Below are 16,565 nucleotides of genomic sequence, written 5' to 3' on the forward strand. Positions count from 1 at the left end.
TCGGCGGATGAGCTACGACGAAGTGCTTGTCTCCCTGCGCCGGACCGGTCCCGAGCGCAACGGCTGGCTGTCCAACCACGCCCCCATGGCCGCCGAGGCGCTGACCCGCCACGGCCGCGAAGATCTCGTGCCGCGCTGGGTCGACGGCTATCGCGACCTGCTGACGGACGCGCCCCGGGGCATCGCCCCGATCGCGCGCGACGAGTGGCGCGACCCGCTCGGGGACCCGGTGCGGACCGGGGACTGGATCGCGTACTTCGACCGGGAGATCGGGGAAGCCCCCTGGCGCGACGTGCTCGCGACGTGGTGGCCCCGGCTGCTCCCGGGCATCGCCGCCGGCGCCACGCACGGGGTGATCCGGGTCGGACACGCTGTCCGCGCGCTGCTCGCCGAGGAGACCGCGCCCCGGGTGGCCGAGCTGGGTCAGGGGCTCGCCTACTGGGCCGCGCGCTGGCAGCCGCTCGCCCCGGCCGGCCACGGGCCCTACGGCCGCCGTGATCCGCGGGCGGCGCTGGATGCCGTACCGGCGATCGCGGACCAGCGCCTCGGCATCCGCAACCGGCTCGCCCAGCTCGCCGACCTCCCCGGCTGGCCCGCCACCGCCGGCGCGATCCCGGGCGACGGCCCGGTGCGGGACCGGCTGGCTGCCGTCGTCGCGGCCGCCGTCCGCCGCCACACCCTTTACGGGTACGGGGAGCCGGTCATGATGGTGCACGCGGCGACCGCGCCGGCGGCTGTGCTGCGTACGCTGCCCGCCCTGCCCGTGGCCCTGCACGCCCCGAGCCTCGCGGCGGCGTGGGCCGCCTGTGCCGCGGTGACGGCGGCCTATTCTCCCGCCGTGCCGGAGCCGCCCGGCGCCGCTTTTTCGCACGACGTTGCTTCATCCCGCGACGCAGCGTTTTCGCACGACGTTGCTTTTTCCTCCGACGCGACTTTTTCGCACGACGTTGCTTTTTCTCCCGACGCGGCGTCCTTCTCCCATGAAGCGGTCCTCGACGAGGCTGTCGCTTCGGGGGACGCGCACGCCATCAAGTTCGCCGACGCGGCCGTCGAAGCCTGGACCCGCGCCCCCGACCCCGCCCTGCTCACCGCCGCCCGCCACGCGACCGAACTGATCAGTCCGCGAGCTTGAACAGCAGGACCGTCTCCCACTGATGCATGTCGGGCTGCTCGGCCGGATTCGTCATGAGCACCTCCAGCCGGGCCGTCCACACCTCCCCGGTCGGCGTCGGCGTCATGTCCCAGATCAGGTCGCGCTCCCGCGCCCAGTCCAGCAACCCGGCCGTCACCCCCACGAGCTCGTCGGGATGCCCGATGTGCGTGAGCGTCACGTACCGCCCGGCCGGCACCTCGTCCACGAACACCGGCTCCGCCACCTCGATCGGCGCCGCCAGCGGAATCCCGGCCTCCACCACCAGCTCGGCCGCCATCTCGATGACCCGGTAGCGGAAGAAGGGAGCCCCGACGGGCGTCACACCCCGCTCCCCCAGCCACCCGAACATCCCGGGCAGATGATCCGCCACCCGGGCAAACTCGGTCATGACAATCGACTCCCGCCGCCCGGCATAAACCTGCGCGGGCCGCTCGACGATGGACGGCTCTCCCAGCATGGCCTCAGTGTGCCTGAGCTTTCACTCCAGCGCCTGCGGCTCGGGAGCCGATTGCTGAGGAGCCCGCTGCTCAGGAGCCGCCACGGACCGCTCCGGACCGTCCTGCGAGGAGATCGCCGTCGACACCAGGCTCGGAGCGACCGCTTCGACCGGCGGCGCGGTCTCCTCGAGCGACCGCAACCGTGGCGGCGCGGGCATCCACGGCTTCAGATTCTGCAACACCTGCTCGTAGAAGTCGTCGACCGCGCCGAGCACGGAGTCGATGAACCCACCCCGCCCGGCACCCCGCTTCGTCCCCGCGGCCGCGGACTGCGCGACGCGGAAGTTCTTCAGCTCCTTCGCCGGGTCACCGAGGATCGCCGCGGGTCTCTCGCGCACCACCTTGAGCAGCTCGGTGTGGCCGGCCCCGCGCGCGTGCAACGCGAACGCCTCCACCCGGCAGGTGTCGGGCGCGTTTCGCAGCTGCCGCACCAGCCAGTTGACCCGCGTCGTCGGCTTACCCTCCTTCGGCGCGTCGACGTCCACCTGACAAGTGACGCGTCCGGCGCGCAGATCGGCGGTGACGACAAGCGGTCCGACCGCACCGGGGATCCGGATGCCCGCGGCCATGGTGCCCGTAGTGACCAGCTGCGTTGCCAGAGCCTGCGTGCGGACCGCCGGCTCGGCCAGCTCCTTGCGGCTCAGGGCGGGAACCACCTCGGTGCCCAGCTGACGGCCGAGCTTCAGGCATGCGAAGCGGATCAGCGCGTCGAAGCGCCCGGCGATCTCCGCGGCCCCCGGTATTCCTTCTGCATCACCGCCTCGGTGAGGATCTCGCTCCACGGCAGGTGGTGGAGGGCGACCCTTCTGAGCTTCCGCTTGTCGACAGCCGTCGGGTGCTGGCCCGGCACGGGCGGGATCTGGTTGGAGATGGTGATGAGGGCGTCGAAGCCGTGATCACGAGCAACGTCGAGATAGCGCTCGAGCTGGTCGGTCTCCAGGTCGTTACCGCCGGTCTTGACCTCCACCAGCGCGGTCCACTGGCGCCGGCCGCGCGACACCCGGATCAGCCCGTCCGGGATGCACTGCTTGTCGCCGTGCGGGAACGGCACCTCGATGTAGGTCTGCAGTTGCCCGGCCGGCGCTCCGAAGCGCTGGGTGAGGGCGCGCCCGAACTCGCGCACCGAGCTCATGACGGCAAGCAGCGCCGACGTGGCGCGTCGTTCCTGTTCGGCGGCCCCGTTGATTCCCGACGTGGGAATCAGGCGTGCGGCCAGCCAGGTCTCCTCGGACATCGATCCCCCTCATCACGATTGCTGACCCGCAACGTAACGAGCGGTGATCGCGGAAGGGAGGCGGGAAGAGGTCAGGAAAATCCGGACGTCCGGGCGAGGACTTCGGCGACCGGGCGGAGGCGGGTGGTCAGGAGGGTGGTGGCGCGGGTGCTGTCGAGGCGGAGGTCGGCGGGGCGGGGGCCGAGGCCGCTTTCGGCGACGGTGCGGGTGGGGATGGCGGCGGGATCGAGGCCGTGGGCTCGGGCGACGGCGCGGCCCAGGTCGGCTCGGGAGATGTCGACGGGGCCGGCGATGTTGAGCAGGCCGGTGTGGTCGGTGGCGGAGAGTTCGAGGACGGCGGCGGCCAGGTCGGTGGCGTCGATCGGGCGGCGGATCTCGTCGGTGAGGAGGAAGCCCGGGCGGGTGCCGCGGGCCAGCTCCAGGGCCATGGTGACCTGCTTGCTGCGGGCGTCGCCGATGATCAGGGAGGTGCGGACCACGGCGGCGGCCGGGTCGATGGCGCGGACCGCGGTTTCGGCGGCGGCCTTGGCGGCACCGTACGCGTACACGGGCGAGGGCGGCTCGTCGTCCGCGTAGACAGCGGGGCGGCCGGCGTGGACGGCGTCCGTGGAGATGTGGACGAGGCGGGCGCCGACGGCCGCCGACGCCAGGGCCACGTTCGCGGCGCCGTCGGCACAGGTGGACCAGTCGGACGCGCGGTAGGCGGTGTTGACGACCAGCTGGGGGCGTACCGCCGAAAGGAGCTGGACCACCGCCCGGCGGTCACGGACGTCCAGGGGTGACCATCCGCCTGCCGCCGTGGTGGCCGTGCCCACGACGTCGTGCCCGGCCGCCGACGCCAGGCGGGCCACCTCACCGCCGAGATGGCCGCTGGCGCCGACGACCAGAGTGATCAAGACGGCAGGACCGGTGCGGCGACGCCGTCGGTGCCCGGGGCGGCCGCGGCCTTGGGCTTGGCGTCGATGCCGGCCTCGGTGCGCTGCTGCGCCGTGATCGGGGTCGGCGCCGTGGTCAGCGGGTCGTAGCCGCCGCGGGTCTTCGGGAAGGCGATGACCTCGCGGATCGACTCGTTGCCGGACAGCAGCATGCAGGTGCGGTCCCAGCCCAGCGCGATGCCGGCGTGCGGCGGGGGGCCGTACTTGAACGCCTCGAGCAGGAAGCCGAACTTGTCCTCGGCCTCCTCCGGCGTGATCCCGAGCAGGTCGAACACCCGCTTCTGGACGTCGCCGCGGTGGATACGGACGCTGCCGCCGCCGATCTCGTTGCCGTTCACCACGATGTCGTACGCGTAGGCGAGCGCCTTGTTGGGCGCCTCCTCGAACTTGCCCTCCCACTCCTCGTTGGGCGAGGTGAAGGGGTGGTGGACGGCGGTCCAGCCGCTCTCCTGCCCGTCGTCGGAGGAGGTCTTCTCGAACATGGGCGCGTCGACGACCCAGCAGAACGCCCACGCCGACTCGTCGATCAGGCCGGCGCGCTTGGCGATCTCGATCCGGGCCGCGCCGAGCAGCTCCTGCGCCTCCCGCCGCTCGGCCGACGCGGCGAAGAAGACCGCGTCGCCCGGCTTGGCCCCGACCGCATCCGCCAATCCGGACAGATGCGCCTCGGAAAGGTTCTTCGCGACGGGCCCCTTCGGCTCGCCTGTCGATGCGTCCAGCGTCACGTAGGCCAGGCCCCGGGCGCCGCGCGCCTTGGCCCAGTCCTGCCAGCCGTCGAGCTCCTTGCGGGTCTGCGACGCGCCGCCGGGCATGACGACCGCACCGACGTAGCCACCGGCAGCGATCGCACCGGCGAACACGCGGAACTCCGTGCCGTCGAGGTAGGAGGTCAGCTCGGTCAGCTCGACGCCGTAGCGCAGGTCGGGCTTGTCGGAACCGTAGCGGTTCATCGCGTCGGTCCAGGTGAGGCGCGGGATCGGGAGCTGCACCTCGTAGCCGGCCAGCTCGCCCCACAGCTTCGACACGAGTTCCTCGCCGAGCTCGATGATGTCCTCCTGGGTGACGAAGGACATCTCGATGTCGAGCTGGGTGAACTCGGGCTGCCGGTCGGCGCGGAAGTCCTCGTCGCGGTAGCAGCGCGCGATCTGGTAGTAGCGCTCCATGCCGGCCACCATGAGCAGCTGCTTGAAGAGCTGCGGGGACTGCGGCAGCGCGTACCAGGTGCCGGGCTGCAGCCGGACCGGCACCAGGAAGTCGCGGGCGCCCTCGGGCGTCGACCGGGTCAGGGTCGGCGTCTCGATCTCGTTGAAGTCGCGGGCGTGCAGCACCTCGCGGGCGATCTGGTTGGCGCGGCTGCGCAGCTTGAGCGCGCTCGCCGGGCCGGAGCGCCGCAGGTCGAGATAGCGGTACTTCAGGCGGAGGTCGTCCGACGCGGTGATCGTGTCGTCGACGGGCAGCGGCAGCGGCGCGGCCTCGGACAGCACGGCCAGCTCGGCGGCGGCGACCTCGATCGCGCCGGTGGCCAGCTCCGGGTTGTCGTTGCCCTCGGGCCGGGCCCGGACCTCGCCGGTGACCTTCACGCAGAACTCGTTGCGCAGCGCGTGCGCGTCCTCCTCGCGGAAGACCACCTGCACGATGCCCGAGGCGTCACGCAGATCGACGAAGATCACGCCGCCGTGGTCGCGCCGGCGGGCCACCCACCCGGCGAGCGTCACCGTCTGGCCGGCGTGCTCGGCCCGCAGGCTGCCGGCTTCATGGGTACGGATCACGGAAAGCTCTCCTCACACAGGTTCACGGGGCGCGACCGTCATTCTGTCAGGCGCGCCGCACGCTCACCCCGCCACCCTGCGACGCCGCCGGCCGCTGCGGGGTCATTCCCTTTCCCGTGTACGCAACCCCGTGCGCATTCGTCGTGTTCATCCGCGCGCTTCGCTCCGTCGCCCGCCACGCCACGAGGAGGGCGGCGACCGCCACGATCAGGGCCAGCATGGCGAGCAGGATCGCCACGGCGACTCCGGTCCGGGGCTGCGCCGGCACGGGCTCGACGGGGGCGAGGCGCTCGGTCGGCCCGTCGGGAAACTCCGTGCGGGGCCGGTGGGTGGTCTTCGAGTTCGACGCGCGGAACACCGACATGGAGGACTCCGGAGGTCGAGGGCGCACGGATGCCGCGAAAACGCCGCGCACCCACCGTAACGGTCGAAACCGGCGCCGGCCCATCCCCCGATCCGGTCGCGTCGCGCGTGACCTCCAGCGCCGTACCCGTGCGACGCGGCGCCATCGTTCCGCGCACGAGCAGAGGACTTCTTTTCGCGCGCGGGCGTAGGATTTCGGGCGTGCCGGCGCGTACACCTCGGGAAACCGCCACCATCGACCGGCTGGACCGGCAGATCCTCCATGGCCTGACGCTCGCGCCGCGGGTGCCCTTCGCCCGACTGGCCGCGGTGCTCGACGTCTCCGAGCAGACGGTCGCCCGCCGCTACCAGCGGATGCGCTCGCACGGCCTCGTCCGCGTCTTCGGCGTGGCCGACCGCTCGCTGCTCCCCGGCACCAGCTCCTGGATGCTCCGCATCGCCTGCCGCCCCGGCACCGCCGCGACGACGGCCGCCGCCCTCGCCCGCCGCACCGACACCAGCTGGGTCGCCGTCGGCGCGGGCGGCGCCGAGCTGACCTGCCAGGCCCTCGTCGACGAGAATTCCTCCGAGGGCCTGCTCGCCCACCTTCCCCGCGCCGCGAACGTCCTGTCGCTCAGCACCCACCAGGTCCTGCACCGCTTCGTGGGCCGCGGCGAAGCCGACTGGATCACCGGCGACGACAAGCTCGGCACCGACCAGCGCCGCGAGCTGCTGGCCGACGAGTCCCCCGCCCCCGTCTCCCCCGCCGGCATCGAACTCACCCCCGAGGACCGGCCCCTGCTGGTGGCGCTCGCCCACGACGGCCGGGCCAGCTATGCCGCCCTGGCCGAGGCGACCGGCTGGACCCAGCGCAAGGCCGCCCTCCGCCTGAGCACCCTCACCGAGTCCGGCCTGCTCCGCTTCGACCTCGACACCTCGGTCAACGCCCTCGGCTTCCGCGCGGTCGCCCACCTGTGGTTCACGATCTCCCCCACCGACCTCGCCACCGTGGGCGCCCGCCTCGCCGACCACACCCCCCTGGCCTGGGCCGCCGCGGTGACCGGCGCGGCCTCCCTGGTGGCGATCGCGCTGTGCCCGGACGCCCCGGCCCTCTACCGCTACCTGACCACCGACATCGCCGCGATCGCCGAAGTCCACACCTGCGAGGCGGTCCCGGTCTTCACCCGCGTCAAGCAGGCCGTCTCCCTCGTCGAGAACGGCATCCTCCGCGGCCCGGTCGTCTAGGGTCAGTGCGTGACGGCGGGCGCCTTCCCGGGAGCGGGGGCGCTGGGACCCGCAGCCGGGCGCGCCGGGCGGACCAAGGCCAGCACCGCGATGCCCGCGAGGATGCCCGCTCCCGCCGCCACCAGGAACGCCGCGTCCAGGCCGGCGATCGAGGCGCCGTGGAGGGCGTTGTCCACAGTGGCGCGGACGTCGGCCGGGACGGCGGCCAGGATGCGCTGGGCCTGGCCGCCGGCGAGGCCGTGGGCGGTGTCCGACGGGTTGGGGGCGCCCGCGTCGGTCAGGTGGGCCCGGGCCCGGCCCGCGAAAGCGGTGCCCAGCAGGGCGATGCCGATCGCGAAGCCCAGCTGGCGGGCGGTGTTGACGGCGCCGGCCGCCATGCCGCTGCGCTCGCGGGGCACCGACGCCATCGCCGCCTCGGCCAGGGTGGGCATGACGAGGCCGACGCCGGCGCCGATGACCGCGTAGCCGGCGAGCAGGGCGGGCCAGCTCGAGTCGGGGCCGAGGAGCAGCGCGGTCAGGGCCGAGCCGGCGCCGATGAGGAGGAGGCCCGTACCGATGATGATGCGCGGGGACCGGCCGTGCAGGCGTGCTCCCGCGATGCCCGAGACGACGACCGACACGATCGACATGGGCAGGCCGACCAGGCCGGCGCGCAGCGGGGAGAGGCCGACGATCGTCTGGAGCCAGATCGAGGTGTACGTGAACGCGGCGAACGCGGCCATGTTGACGAGCAGGGCGCCGACGAGGATGCCGCCGAAGGAGCGGTTGCGGAGCAGGGCCAGGTCGAGCATCGGGTGGGCGACGCGCCGCTCGACGAGGACGAAGGCGAGCAGGCCGACCGCGCTGAGCAGCAGCAGGCCCCACGTGGCGAAGGCGGTCCAGCCCTCGGTGTTCGCGCGGATGACCGCCAAGGTGAGGGCCGTCGCCGCCACGGTGAAGGTGACCGTTCCGGCGTAGTCGAACGTGCCGCGGCGGTTGCCCTGGTCGGCGCGCAGCACCACGAAGGTCAGCACGACGGCCGCCACGCTGATGGGCAGGTTGACGAAGAAGATCCAGCGCCAGTTGATCCCGTCGGTGAGCAGGCCGCCGAGGACCGGGCCGATGGCCGCCGCGGCGCCCGAGACCCCACCCCAGACGCCGTACGCCACCCCGCGCTCACGCCCCTGGTAAGCCCCGTTGAGCAGCGCGAACGTCGTGGTGAACATGGCCGCCGCGCCGACGCCCTGCACCACCCGGGCGGCGATCAGAGTGCCGCCGCCGGTGGCCAGCCCGCAGGCCAGCGACGCGAGGGCGAAGACGACGAGCCCGATCGCGTAGAGGCGCCGGTGGCCGTAGCGGTCGCCGAGCGCCCCGGCGCCGAGCAGCAGCACGGCCAATGACAATGCGTAGCCGTCGACGACCCACTGCAGGGCCGTGAACGACGTGTGCAGGTCCACCGCCATGGGCGGCAGGGCGACGTTCACGATGGTGACATCGATGAGCAGCATGAACGTGCCGAGGCAGACAGTGACGAGCGGCCACCACTTGCGCATGGTTCTTCTCCTTGACTTTCCGTGACCACTTAACGATCACGGACGGCACCCGCGCGGCACCAGTCAAGAAGCGTCCAGCGTCGGAATCCTCCTCAGGCGGCTGGCGCGGGGCCCGGATCCGCCACGTACCAGCCGTCGCGCAGCACCGGCACGACGTCGCTCTGCCCGGCCTCGGCGGCCACGGCGACATCCTGCGGGAAGCCGTAGTCGATGAGTTCGAGGCCGCTGAAACAGGCATGCAGCGACTCGGACAGCACATCCGACACGGCCCGGTAAGCCCCGATGGCACTGCGCGCTTCCGGCGACGCGGAGGACGGCGCGAGGTGGTGCAGGAACGCGCCCGCGCCCCAGAGGTCCTCGACGGCCGGGCGCAGGGATCCGTCGGGCCAGCGTTCGCCGGAGGCGACCACGGCGACCGTACCCCCCAAGGTCGTGACGTAGGCAGCGGCCGACGCCGCGTTGCGCAGCGAGACCCCGACGACGGTCGCGTCGTACTCCCCCAGCAGGGCGGAGATGGTCGCGCCGTTGGGCGACGGCAGCACCAGGCGCTCGATCCCCCGCGCCGCGCGGACCGTGGCGGGCGACAGGCTGACCGGGCCGTGCTCCCGGCGGCCGACCGCCAGCACGGCGTCGTGCCGGGCGGCGAAACGTACGGCCGACTCGTCGCGCCACGGGTAGGGCGCGACACTGATCCCCCGGTCCAGCGCCACGGTCAGCGTCGTGGTGAACGACAGCACATCGACCACGGCGACAACTGTCGCGTGGGGAGCGAGCGACCGGGCGCCCTGCGGACCCCAGTCGAAGGTGACGGTCATTCGGCCAATCGTCGCAGAGCGGCGCGCACCGTGCCGTACCGTTCCGCCCGGTAACTCCCGTCTTCGGGCGCGTCGCCGAGGGCCTGCACCCCGTGCGTCACCTGATAAGTCACCCGATAGAGCACCAGCTGCGCCGCCGCCTCCACCCACTCGTCGCTGCGGCCCGGCGCCGGCCGGTGCGCCAGCTCGATGCTGAACCAGGCCGGGAAGAACGCGTGCGACTCCACGGCCGACTTCACCCGGCGGCGGATGTGGGCGGTCAGGTCGGCCACCGCGTCGTCGCCGCGCCTTTGCCTGTACGCCTCCCGGCGCTGCTTGTCCCGCTCCAGCTCCTCCTCGGCGACGGCCACGGCCGTCCGCTGGTCGCGCAGCAGCGCATCCCGTTCGCGGAACCGGGCCCGATGAGTACGGTACGAGCGCGCGGCCTGCCGGAACGCCCGTCCCCCCAGCCGGGCCGCCGCCAGTCGCCGGCTGGCGTCGAACGCGCACGACCGGCTCTGCGCCGTCAGCTCGCGCAGGTCGGCGTACTCCCGGAGCAGCCGGCGGTGGCCCGCCCGGGCCTCCTCCCCGAGGATCCCGGAACGGATCTGCTCCGCCTCGCGCACCTGCGTGACGAGCCGCACCCACTCGTCCGGCACGGTGTCCAGATCGACGGGCTGCACCCCCTGCTCGCGCAGCAGCCGCCCCTCGAACACCCGCACGTCCGCGGTCAGCCGCTCGATCGCGCGCCGCGCCCCGCCCAGCTCCTCGTCGATCCGCCGCCCGAGCTCGTCCTGCGCCTCGGCCGTCCGGGCCAGCCGCTCGTCGGCCTGATCGCACCGTTGCGTGAGCTCCCGATGCCGGCGGTCGGCGGTCCGCGCGTTCTCCTTGATCTGCTCCTCGAGCACGCGCTTCAACGTGTTGCTCTTCCGCTGGATCTCGTTGCGCAGCGACTCCGCGACGCGGGCCAGGTCGCCGGGGGCGTCGGGGCTCATTCCACCTCGCTCCTCTGTGGCTGCGTCGCGGCTTCGGGCTCGCGCTGCTTCGGCACCGCCGGGGGCTCGCGCAGCGGCTCCCGGCCCGGATGCGCGGTCAGCCACAACGCGGCGGCGGCCGCGACGGCGAGCACCACCCCGGCGAGGGCCCACGCCGGCAGCACCCCGCCCGCCACCAGCCCGGCCGTGACGAGCCCGGCCATCAGCAGCCCGGTCGCCGCCAGCCGCCGGATCCGCGCCGCCCGCGACTCGGCCTCGTCGACCACCCGTAACAGATCGTCGCCGGCGTCGAACACCCGCTCGAGCAGATCCTCGTAGCGCCCGCTGTCCTCCGGCTCGCGCCCCAGCACCTCATGCCGCGACACGAGCTCCCGGTGCCGCGCGGCCAGCCTGTCCCGTACGTCCGAACCCACCCGGCCCCCCGTCACTCAGCGCTACTCAAACTCTAAGGCGCTGGTGAGGGGGGTCAATCCCACGGAAGAGTTCAGCACATCGACGAGCCGCTTCTCCTCACCCGCAAAATGCGTCCGGAGTACGGCCGTCAGCGCCCCGAGATCAAGCGGCTCCTCCCGCAGCATCGCGGCGATCACCTCGTGGTCGCGCCGCAACTGGCCCAGGAAGTCCCGCAACTCCGGATGCTTCGCCGCGAGGAGAGGGAAAACCTCCCGATCCTCCTGCGTGTGATGCGCCGTCAACGCGGCACAGAACCCCACACACGACAGCACGACGCCGTCCTGCAGATCATCGAGCATGTCCCGCAGCCGCTGATGCACGGCGACGAGCTGAGTGCCGAAGGCGGCAAAGCGCGCCCACTCGGCCGATTCACGATCGTCCACGGAAATCCCATGGTCCCGCGCCTCCATGCCCACGGCGGCCTGTGTGCCGGGTACACCGCGACGCTGCCATCATCCGATCAAACCCCGCCCGCCCGGTCAAGCAGCCCGCGCATCGACCATCGCATCGGGTGGCCGGCGCCGAGCGCCCCCCGTCCGATCGACGACGAAGGACTTGCTCCGCGCCGCACCCGGCTTACCTTGAAGGCAGATTCGGGCACCGGTTCGGGTCGCCCGGGCGCACGCCACCCCCTCAGGAAGTTGCGGCGATGGATCTGCTCGCGAGCGTCAAGGCAGCCGGCACGGTCGTGCGCTTCGTCGAGGGCGGACCGCTGGCCGAGGCGCTGGCCGAGATCAACGTCGAGGCGGCACTCGGCGCTCTGGGGAAGGCCGCCGGAGCCCGGGACCGGCAGGCGCAGGTATGGTCGGCCGTCAATCACCTGGAGGGCGCGGAGGCCGCTCTCCGAAGGAAGGTCACCGGATCTGGTGGCCGGCGGCAGTTCGTGCTCCGGGCGCGGAATTACGTCATGCTGGAACAGCGCTATCTGCGGATCCTCGCCCTGCTGGCGATCTGCTACCGCTATCTCAACGAAGAAGACCTGGCACTCAGCTATGCCGAACGCTTGCGCTCCCAGGACGAAACCTCCGGCGCGCTGAGCCTGGGCGTGCTGGTCGCGGGCACCGTCGTGGCGTTGCCGAACCTGGTCGATACGGCGCGAGCCGCGTACCAGGACAGGACGCTGCCCGAGCTCGACTTCAGCTCTTTCGAGCTGCCCCCGCGCGCCCTGCCGGAGCCGAAACTGCCCGAACCGTGACCACGTCGCGCGCTACCGCACAGCCCGAGTACGCGTAGAGGCGCGCTCAGAGCGGAAATCGCTTCCGCAGGGGCGCGGTCATCTCGGCGAGTTCAGCTTCTCGGTCGGCGTGGGTGCGGGGGTTGCCCGGGGCGTCCGGGCGGGCATCGGACGGGCGGGGACCCGACAGCGGCCGGTAGTTCACGCCGAGGGCGTCCAGGCGCGGCAGGTGGTCAGCGAGGCGGCGGTGGAAGTCGGGCGAGTTGCCGCCGGGTGGGGACCAGACCTTTTCGGCGAAGGCGCAGAGACGAGGGAAGGCCATGTAGTCGACGCGGCGGGCGTTCTCCATGTGCTCGGTCCAGATATTGGCCTGAGCACCCAGGATCAGGGCCGGGTCGGCGCCTGGGGGGACGGGGTCGAAGGCGTAGAGGTCGTCGAGGGTGAGGCGGGTGCCGACGGGGGTGGGTTCGGCCGGGTCGTCGGACTGGCGGTAGTCGAGGTAGCAGCTCATGTCGGGGCAGGAGACCACCTGGTGGCCGGCCCGGGTGGCGGCCACGGCCGGGAGGGTGCCACGCCACGCGGCGATGACCGCGTCGGCGGGGGCGCCGGCGGTGAGGATGTCGTCCCAGGCGTAGACGCGGCGGCCGTGGGAGGCCAGGACTTCGGCGGCGAAGGCCACGACGGCTGAGATGTCCGCGGAGACCTCGTCGCCGCCGATGCCGATCAAGGGGGACGGGAAGATGTCGCACACTTGGGTGAGAACCGCTCGGACGAAGTCCATGGTGGACGACGTCAGGGTGAGGGCGAAGGGGGACACGCCCCACGCGGTCATGACCTCGCCCGCAAAGGACGGCGAAGCGCCACCGGAGGAAGAGGCGGCGGCGGAAGAGGAGGAGGCGGAGGCGGAACCCAGCGCGGGATACGCGGCCAGCGCCGCCTGCATGTGCCCGGGCATGTCGACCTCGGGCACGATCGAGATGAACAAAGACGACGCATACGCAACAAGGCGCCGCAAATCAGCGGCGGTATAGCACCCGCCGTGCGGCGTGTCGTCGTACAGGCCGTGCTGCCGGGACCCGCGCATCGACCGGGGTCGCCACGCGCCGACCGAGGTCAAGCGCGGCCACCCGGGCACCTCGAGACGCCAGCCCTGGTCGTCGGTGAGGTGCAGGTGGAGGACGTTGAGCTTGTGGATGGCCATCAGGTCGAGGAAGCGGAGGACGTCCGGCACCGGCATGAAGTGCCGCGCCACGTCGAGCATCACGCCGCGCCAGGCAAATCGCGGCCCGTCCTCGATCCGGCCCACGAAAGAATCTGGCAGCTGACGCAGAGTCTGCTGAGCGTAGAAGACTCCGGCCGGCGAGTCGGCCGAGACGGTGACGCCGGCGGACGCGATGTCGAGCACGTAGCCGCCCGGGGAGAAGACGCCGGACGGACGGGGGATCAATCCTTCACCGCCCCGCCCAGGCCGGCGACCAGACGCCGGCGGACGAGCAGGAAGAACACCAGCACCGGCAGGGTCATCAGGGTCGACGCGGCCATGATGGCGCCCCAGTCGTTCTGGTCCGGCTTGAAGAAGACCAGCAAGGCCATGGGCAAGGTCTGGTTGCCGGTCGCGCTGATGATGAAGGTACGGGCGAACAGGAAGTCGTTCCACGCGTGGATGAAGCTGAACACGCTCGTGGCGGCGAGCCCGGGCGCCACGAGCGGGAACAGGATCCGCCACAGCACCGTGAAGCGCGACGCCCCGTCGAGCTGGGCCGCCTCGTCGAGCTCGTCGGGCACGGCGGCGACGAAGCCGCGGAGCATCCAGATCGCGAAGGGCAGCGTGAACGCGGTGTGCACGAGCATCAGCGAGCCGAGCGTGTTCAGGGCGCCCAGGTCGCGTACGAGGAAGAAGAGCGGGATGGTCAGCGCCTCGACCGGCACCATCTGCGCCACGAGGAAGAGCACGAGCACGGTTGTGCGCAGGCGGAAACGAAACCGGGTGAGGGCCACGGCGGCGAGGAAGGCGAGGACACCGGAGATCGCCACGACGACCAGGGCGACGAGGAGGCTGTTGAGGAAGTAGCGGCCGAAGTCGTTGACGGCGAGCACCCGGCGGAAGGCGTCGAGCGACGGCGCCAGGGTCCACGGGCGCTGGTGGAGGGACTGAATCTCGCCGGCCGGCTTCACGGCGGCGAGCACCATCCAGTAGATCGGGAAGACGACGACGACCGCGATCGCCACGGCCAGCGTGTCGAGGACACGTCTCACAACGGCTCTCCCGATCGGCGCAGGGTGCGGAGGTAGAGCAGCGTCACGGCCAGCAGGATGAGCATCATCACGACGCCGATCGCCGAGCCGAGGCCGTACTCGCTCGAGGCGAACGCCTGCTGGTAGGCGTACACGTTGAGGGTGAGGTTCTGGCCCGCGAGGCCGCCGCCGCGGGTCATCACGTAGATCTGGGTGAAGATCTTGAAGTCCCAGATGATCGACTGGATGACGACGATCGCCAGCACCGGGCGCAGCATCGGCACGATGATCTGCCAGAAGGCCCGCCACGTGCTCGCGCCGTCGAGCGCCGCCGCCTCGACCACCGAGCCCGGGATGGCCGAGATGCCGGCGTAGAGCGTGACCATCACGAACGGGAACGCCGCCCAGACGACCGCGGCGCCGACCAGGGCGAAGGCGGTGTAGCGGCCGTAGAACCAGTTGTAGCCGTCGAGCCCGAGCAGCTGGTTGACGAAGCCGAGGTCGGTGTCGAAGAGGAACATCCACACCGTCGACCCGCTCACCGCGGGCACCGCCCACGCGGCCATCGCGGCGAGCGACAGCAGCAGGCGGGGGATCCGGCTGACGCGAGTGAGGAGTACGGCCAGCGCGGCCCCCACGGCCAGGGTGGCGATCACACACGCCGCGGCGAATCCGACCGTGGCCAGCAGCACCGACCAGAACTGCCCGTCGCCCAGCAGCCGCGTGTAGTTGTCCAGGCCGACGAATCGGGTCGGCTGCCCGCCGCTGACCTGCGCCTGCGTGAAGTCCAGCACCGAGATGAGCCCGAGCTGGTACATCGGATAGGCGAACAGCGCGGCCAGCACCAGGGCGGCGGGCAGCAGCAGCCACAGGGCCGTGAAGCGGGACCTCACTTGGTCAGGGCCGCGTCGATCTGCTGGGCGGCGTCGGCGGTGGCCTGCTCCACTGTCGCCTTCCCGGTGGCCACCTTCTCGATCATCGTCGGCAGTACGGCGCCCGCGTCGATCTTGCCCCAGCCCGGGTCGAGCGGCACGAACTTGGTGCCGGCGGCGATCGTGTCCAGGAACGGCTTGACGAACGGGTCTTGGCCGGCGACCTCGTCGCTCGCGGACTTCAGCGTCGGCAGGTTGCCCATGGCGTCGTACATCCGGGCCTGGTATTTCTTGCTCGCCAGCAGGGTGAGGAAGTCGGCGGCCAGGGCCGGGCGCTGCGCGTTCTTCATGATGCCGAGGTTGTTGCCGCCCGCGAAGGCCGGGGCGACCGAGCCCGCCGTGACGCCGGGCAGCGGCACGACGGCATATTTGCCCTTGGCGGCGCCCGCGTCCACGGCCGCCCGGTTGAAGTTGCCGAGGATGCCCATCGCGGCCTTGCCGCTCGCGAAGAGGTCCACGGTCTTGCCGCCGGTCAGGTCCGCGCACTGCTGCGGCGGGCAGTTGTCCGGCTTGATCAGATCCGTGTACGCCCTCAGCCCCGCCCGCGCCGGCGCCGAGTCGAGATCCGTGATCTCGCCGCCGTGCGCCCACACGAACGGCATCGCCGCGTACGTGTACTTGCCGCCGACCGCGAGCCCGAACAGCTCCGGCTTCTTCGTCCGGATCGTCCGGGCCGTGGTCGTGACCTCGGCCAGGGTGGCGGGCACCTTCAGCCCGAGCTCCTGGAACACGTCCGTGCGGTAGTAGAGGGCCCGGACGCCGAGGTACCAGGGGACCCCGAGCAGAGTGCCCTCGTACGTCGCGCTGGCCCGGGCGTCGGCGGTCAGGTCCGCGTCCGCGATGGCGCCGACGTCGGCCAGGCCACCCGCGGCGGCGTACTCAGGAAGGTCGGTGTTGCCGTATTCGACCACGTCGGGCGCGCTGCCCGGGTCGTTGAAGGCGCCCTTGAAGCGCTCGCTGCGCGTGTCGACGGCGATGTACTGGACGTCGACGCTCGTGCCGGGATGGCTCGCGGTGAACTCCGCGACCGCCTCCTGCACGACTTTCTCCTTGGGCGCGCGGTTCGGCTCGTCGAAGAGCCAGACCTTGAGCGTTCCGGTACGCGCGCCACCGTCCGACGGCGTGCCGGACGGCGACGAGGTCGAGGGGGCGCAGGCGGTGAGCGTGAGAGCGAGGGCGGCGGCCGTGGCCAGGCGGAGTCTCATGGCGGTCACTCCCGAACGTGGTTCGTAAGTGGTTCGTTGCCTCAGGTGCCCCCACTGTCCTGGTCGGACG

18 protein-coding genes are annotated in these 16,565 nt (G+C 71.9%); 3 read left to right on the plus strand and 15 right to left on the minus strand.

Annotation, left to right across the window (positions count from 1 at the left end; genetic code table 11):
* Positions 1-7: 7 nt before the first annotated feature.
* Positions 8-1,132 carry a questin oxidase family protein gene (locus tag RAN62_RS22500; RefSeq protein WP_305786696.1) on the plus strand — a complete coding sequence of 375 codons (1,125 nt, stop codon included), beginning with the start codon at positions 8-10 and terminating at the stop codon, positions 1,130-1,132.
* On the opposite strand, the gene RAN62_RS22505 is transcribed toward RAN62_RS22500, so the two are convergent.
* The 6 genes from RAN62_RS22505 to RAN62_RS22530 all read right to left on the minus strand — a co-directional run bounded on the left by RAN62_RS22505 (position 1,116) and on the right by RAN62_RS22530 (position 5,952).
* Complete coding sequence (locus tag RAN62_RS22505) at positions 1,116-1,610, minus strand: GyrI-like domain-containing protein (RefSeq protein ID WP_305786697.1); 495 nt, start codon at positions 1,608-1,610, stop codon at positions 1,116-1,118. The two genes, RAN62_RS22500 and RAN62_RS22505, sit on opposite strands and share 17 nt — an antisense overlap.
* 21 nt (positions 1,611-1,631) lie before the next feature.
* On the minus strand, positions 1,632-2,306 hold the full coding sequence (locus RAN62_RS22510; protein WP_305786698.1) for a hypothetical protein: 675 nt from the start codon (positions 2,304-2,306) through the stop codon (positions 1,632-1,634).
* Between the two features lie 44 nt (positions 2,307-2,350).
* On the minus strand, positions 2,351-2,884 hold the full coding sequence (locus RAN62_RS22515; RefSeq protein WP_305786699.1) for a hypothetical protein: 534 nt from the start codon (positions 2,882-2,884) through the stop codon (positions 2,351-2,353).
* A 71-nt stretch (positions 2,885-2,955) separates the two neighbouring features.
* Positions 2,956-3,780 (minus strand): SDR family oxidoreductase, encoded by an 825-nt coding sequence (locus RAN62_RS22520; protein WP_305786700.1) that lies wholly within the window; start codon positions 3,778-3,780, stop codon positions 2,956-2,958.
* Positions 3,777-5,588: an aspartate--tRNA ligase gene (gene aspS / locus RAN62_RS22525; RefSeq protein ID WP_305786701.1), complete on the minus strand. Its 1,812-nt coding sequence runs from the start codon at positions 5,586-5,588 to the stop codon at positions 3,777-3,779. The genes RAN62_RS22520 and aspS overlap by 4 nt, the downstream gene beginning before the upstream one ends.
* Positions 5,589-5,634: 46 nt before the next feature.
* Positions 5,635-5,952, minus strand: coding sequence for a hypothetical protein (locus tag RAN62_RS22530; RefSeq protein ID WP_305786702.1), 318 nt, complete (start codon positions 5,950-5,952; stop codon positions 5,635-5,637).
* 200 nt (positions 5,953-6,152) lie between these two features.
* Between RAN62_RS22530 and RAN62_RS22535 the strand changes: the two genes are divergently transcribed.
* The gene (locus RAN62_RS22535; protein WP_305786703.1) at positions 6,153-7,175 is read left to right on the plus strand and encodes an Lrp/AsnC family transcriptional regulator; all 1,023 of its coding nucleotides are present in this window, start codon (positions 6,153-6,155) and stop codon (positions 7,173-7,175) included.
* A gap of 2 nt (positions 7,176-7,177) precedes the next feature.
* Here the strand turns inward: RAN62_RS22535 and RAN62_RS22540 are convergent, their stop codons facing one another.
* From RAN62_RS22540 to RAN62_RS22560, 5 genes are all read right to left on the minus strand, one after another.
* Positions 7,178-8,707, minus strand: coding sequence for an MFS transporter (locus RAN62_RS22540; RefSeq protein ID WP_305786704.1), 1,530 nt, complete (start codon positions 8,705-8,707; stop codon positions 7,178-7,180).
* 92 nt (positions 8,708-8,799) lie between these two features.
* Entirely contained in the window at positions 8,800-9,522 is a 723-nt protein-coding gene (locus RAN62_RS22545) for a 2-phosphosulfolactate phosphatase (RefSeq protein ID WP_305786705.1), read from the minus strand.
* Positions 9,519-10,496, minus strand: coding sequence for a coiled-coil domain-containing protein (locus tag RAN62_RS22550; protein WP_305786706.1), 978 nt, complete (start codon positions 10,494-10,496; stop codon positions 9,519-9,521). Before RAN62_RS22550 ends, RAN62_RS22545 begins: the two co-directional genes overlap by 4 nt.
* Positions 10,493-10,909 (minus strand): hypothetical protein, encoded by a 417-nt coding sequence (locus tag RAN62_RS22555; RefSeq protein WP_305786707.1) that lies wholly within the window; start codon positions 10,907-10,909, stop codon positions 10,493-10,495. The genes RAN62_RS22550 and RAN62_RS22555 overlap by 4 nt, the downstream gene beginning before the upstream one ends.
* A 21-nt stretch (positions 10,910-10,930) precedes the next feature.
* A complete protein-coding gene (locus tag RAN62_RS22560; protein ID WP_305786938.1) occupies positions 10,931-11,359 on the minus strand; it encodes a hemerythrin domain-containing protein in 429 nt (142 codons plus the stop codon).
* A 239-nt stretch (positions 11,360-11,598) separates the two neighbouring features.
* Here RAN62_RS22560 and RAN62_RS22565 point away from each other — a divergent pair, with 239 nt between their 5' ends.
* Entirely contained in the window at positions 11,599-12,144 is a 546-nt protein-coding gene (locus tag RAN62_RS22565) for a hypothetical protein (RefSeq protein WP_305786708.1), read from the plus strand.
* Positions 12,145-12,190: 46 nt separating this feature from the next.
* On the opposite strand, the gene RAN62_RS22570 is transcribed toward RAN62_RS22565, so the two are convergent.
* The 4 genes from RAN62_RS22570 to RAN62_RS22585 are packed head-to-tail and all read right to left on the minus strand — an operon-like array spanning position 12,191 to position 16,495.
* Positions 12,191-13,570 carry a beta-N-acetylhexosaminidase gene (locus tag RAN62_RS22570; protein ID WP_305786709.1) on the minus strand — a complete coding sequence of 460 codons (1,380 nt, stop codon included), beginning with the start codon at positions 13,568-13,570 and terminating at the stop codon, positions 12,191-12,193.
* Positions 13,567-14,379 (minus strand): carbohydrate ABC transporter permease, encoded by an 813-nt coding sequence (locus RAN62_RS22575; RefSeq protein ID WP_305786710.1) that lies wholly within the window; start codon positions 14,377-14,379, stop codon positions 13,567-13,569. The genes RAN62_RS22570 and RAN62_RS22575 overlap by 4 nt, the downstream gene beginning before the upstream one ends.
* The gene (locus tag RAN62_RS22580; RefSeq protein WP_305786711.1) at positions 14,376-15,251 is read right to left on the minus strand and encodes a carbohydrate ABC transporter permease; all 876 of its coding nucleotides are present in this window, start codon (positions 15,249-15,251) and stop codon (positions 14,376-14,378) included. Before RAN62_RS22580 ends, RAN62_RS22575 begins: the two co-directional genes overlap by 4 nt.
* Positions 15,248-16,495 (minus strand): extracellular solute-binding protein, encoded by a 1,248-nt coding sequence (locus RAN62_RS22585; protein WP_305786712.1) that lies wholly within the window; start codon positions 16,493-16,495, stop codon positions 15,248-15,250. The genes RAN62_RS22580 and RAN62_RS22585 overlap by 4 nt, the downstream gene beginning before the upstream one ends.
* Positions 16,496-16,565: the final 70 nt, after the last annotated feature.

This window comes from Symbioplanes lichenis (genome assembly GCF_030709675.1).
Lineage (GTDB): Bacteria > Actinomycetota > Actinomycetes > Mycobacteriales > Micromonosporaceae > Actinoplanes > Actinoplanes lichenis.

Bases quoted from the DNA above. Each gene is read 5' to 3' on its own strand.
- RAN62_RS22585 (WP_305786712.1), bottom strand. From the start codon at position 16,495: ATGAGACTCCGCCTGGCCACGGCCGCCGCCCTCGCTCTCACGCTCACC.
- RAN62_RS22545 (WP_305786705.1), bottom strand. From the start codon at position 9,522: ATGACCGTCACCTTCGACTGGGGTCCGCAGGGCGCCCGGTCGCTCGCT.
- RAN62_RS22500 (WP_305786696.1), top strand. From the start codon at position 8: ATGAGCTACGACGAAGTGCTTGTCTCCCTGCGCCGGACCGGTCCCGAG.
- RAN62_RS22515 (WP_305786699.1), bottom strand. From the start codon at position 2,884: ATGTCCGAGGAGACCTGGCTGGCCGCACGCCTGATTCCCACGTCGGGA.
- RAN62_RS22565 (WP_305786708.1), top strand. From the start codon at position 11,599: ATGGATCTGCTCGCGAGCGTCAAGGCAGCCGGCACGGTCGTGCGCTTC.
- RAN62_RS22505 (WP_305786697.1), bottom strand. From the start codon at position 1,610: ATGCTGGGAGAGCCGTCCATCGTCGAGCGGCCCGCGCAGGTTTATGCC.
- RAN62_RS22560 (WP_305786938.1), bottom strand. From the start codon at position 11,359: ATGGAGGCGCGGGACCATGGGATTTCCGTGGACGATCGTGAATCGGCC.
- RAN62_RS22540 (WP_305786704.1), bottom strand. From the start codon at position 8,707: ATGCGCAAGTGGTGGCCGCTCGTCACTGTCTGCCTCGGCACGTTCATG.
- RAN62_RS22550 (WP_305786706.1), bottom strand. From the start codon at position 10,496: ATGAGCCCCGACGCCCCCGGCGACCTGGCCCGCGTCGCGGAGTCGCTG.
- RAN62_RS22530 (WP_305786702.1), bottom strand. From the start codon at position 5,952: ATGTCGGTGTTCCGCGCGTCGAACTCGAAGACCACCCACCGGCCCCGC.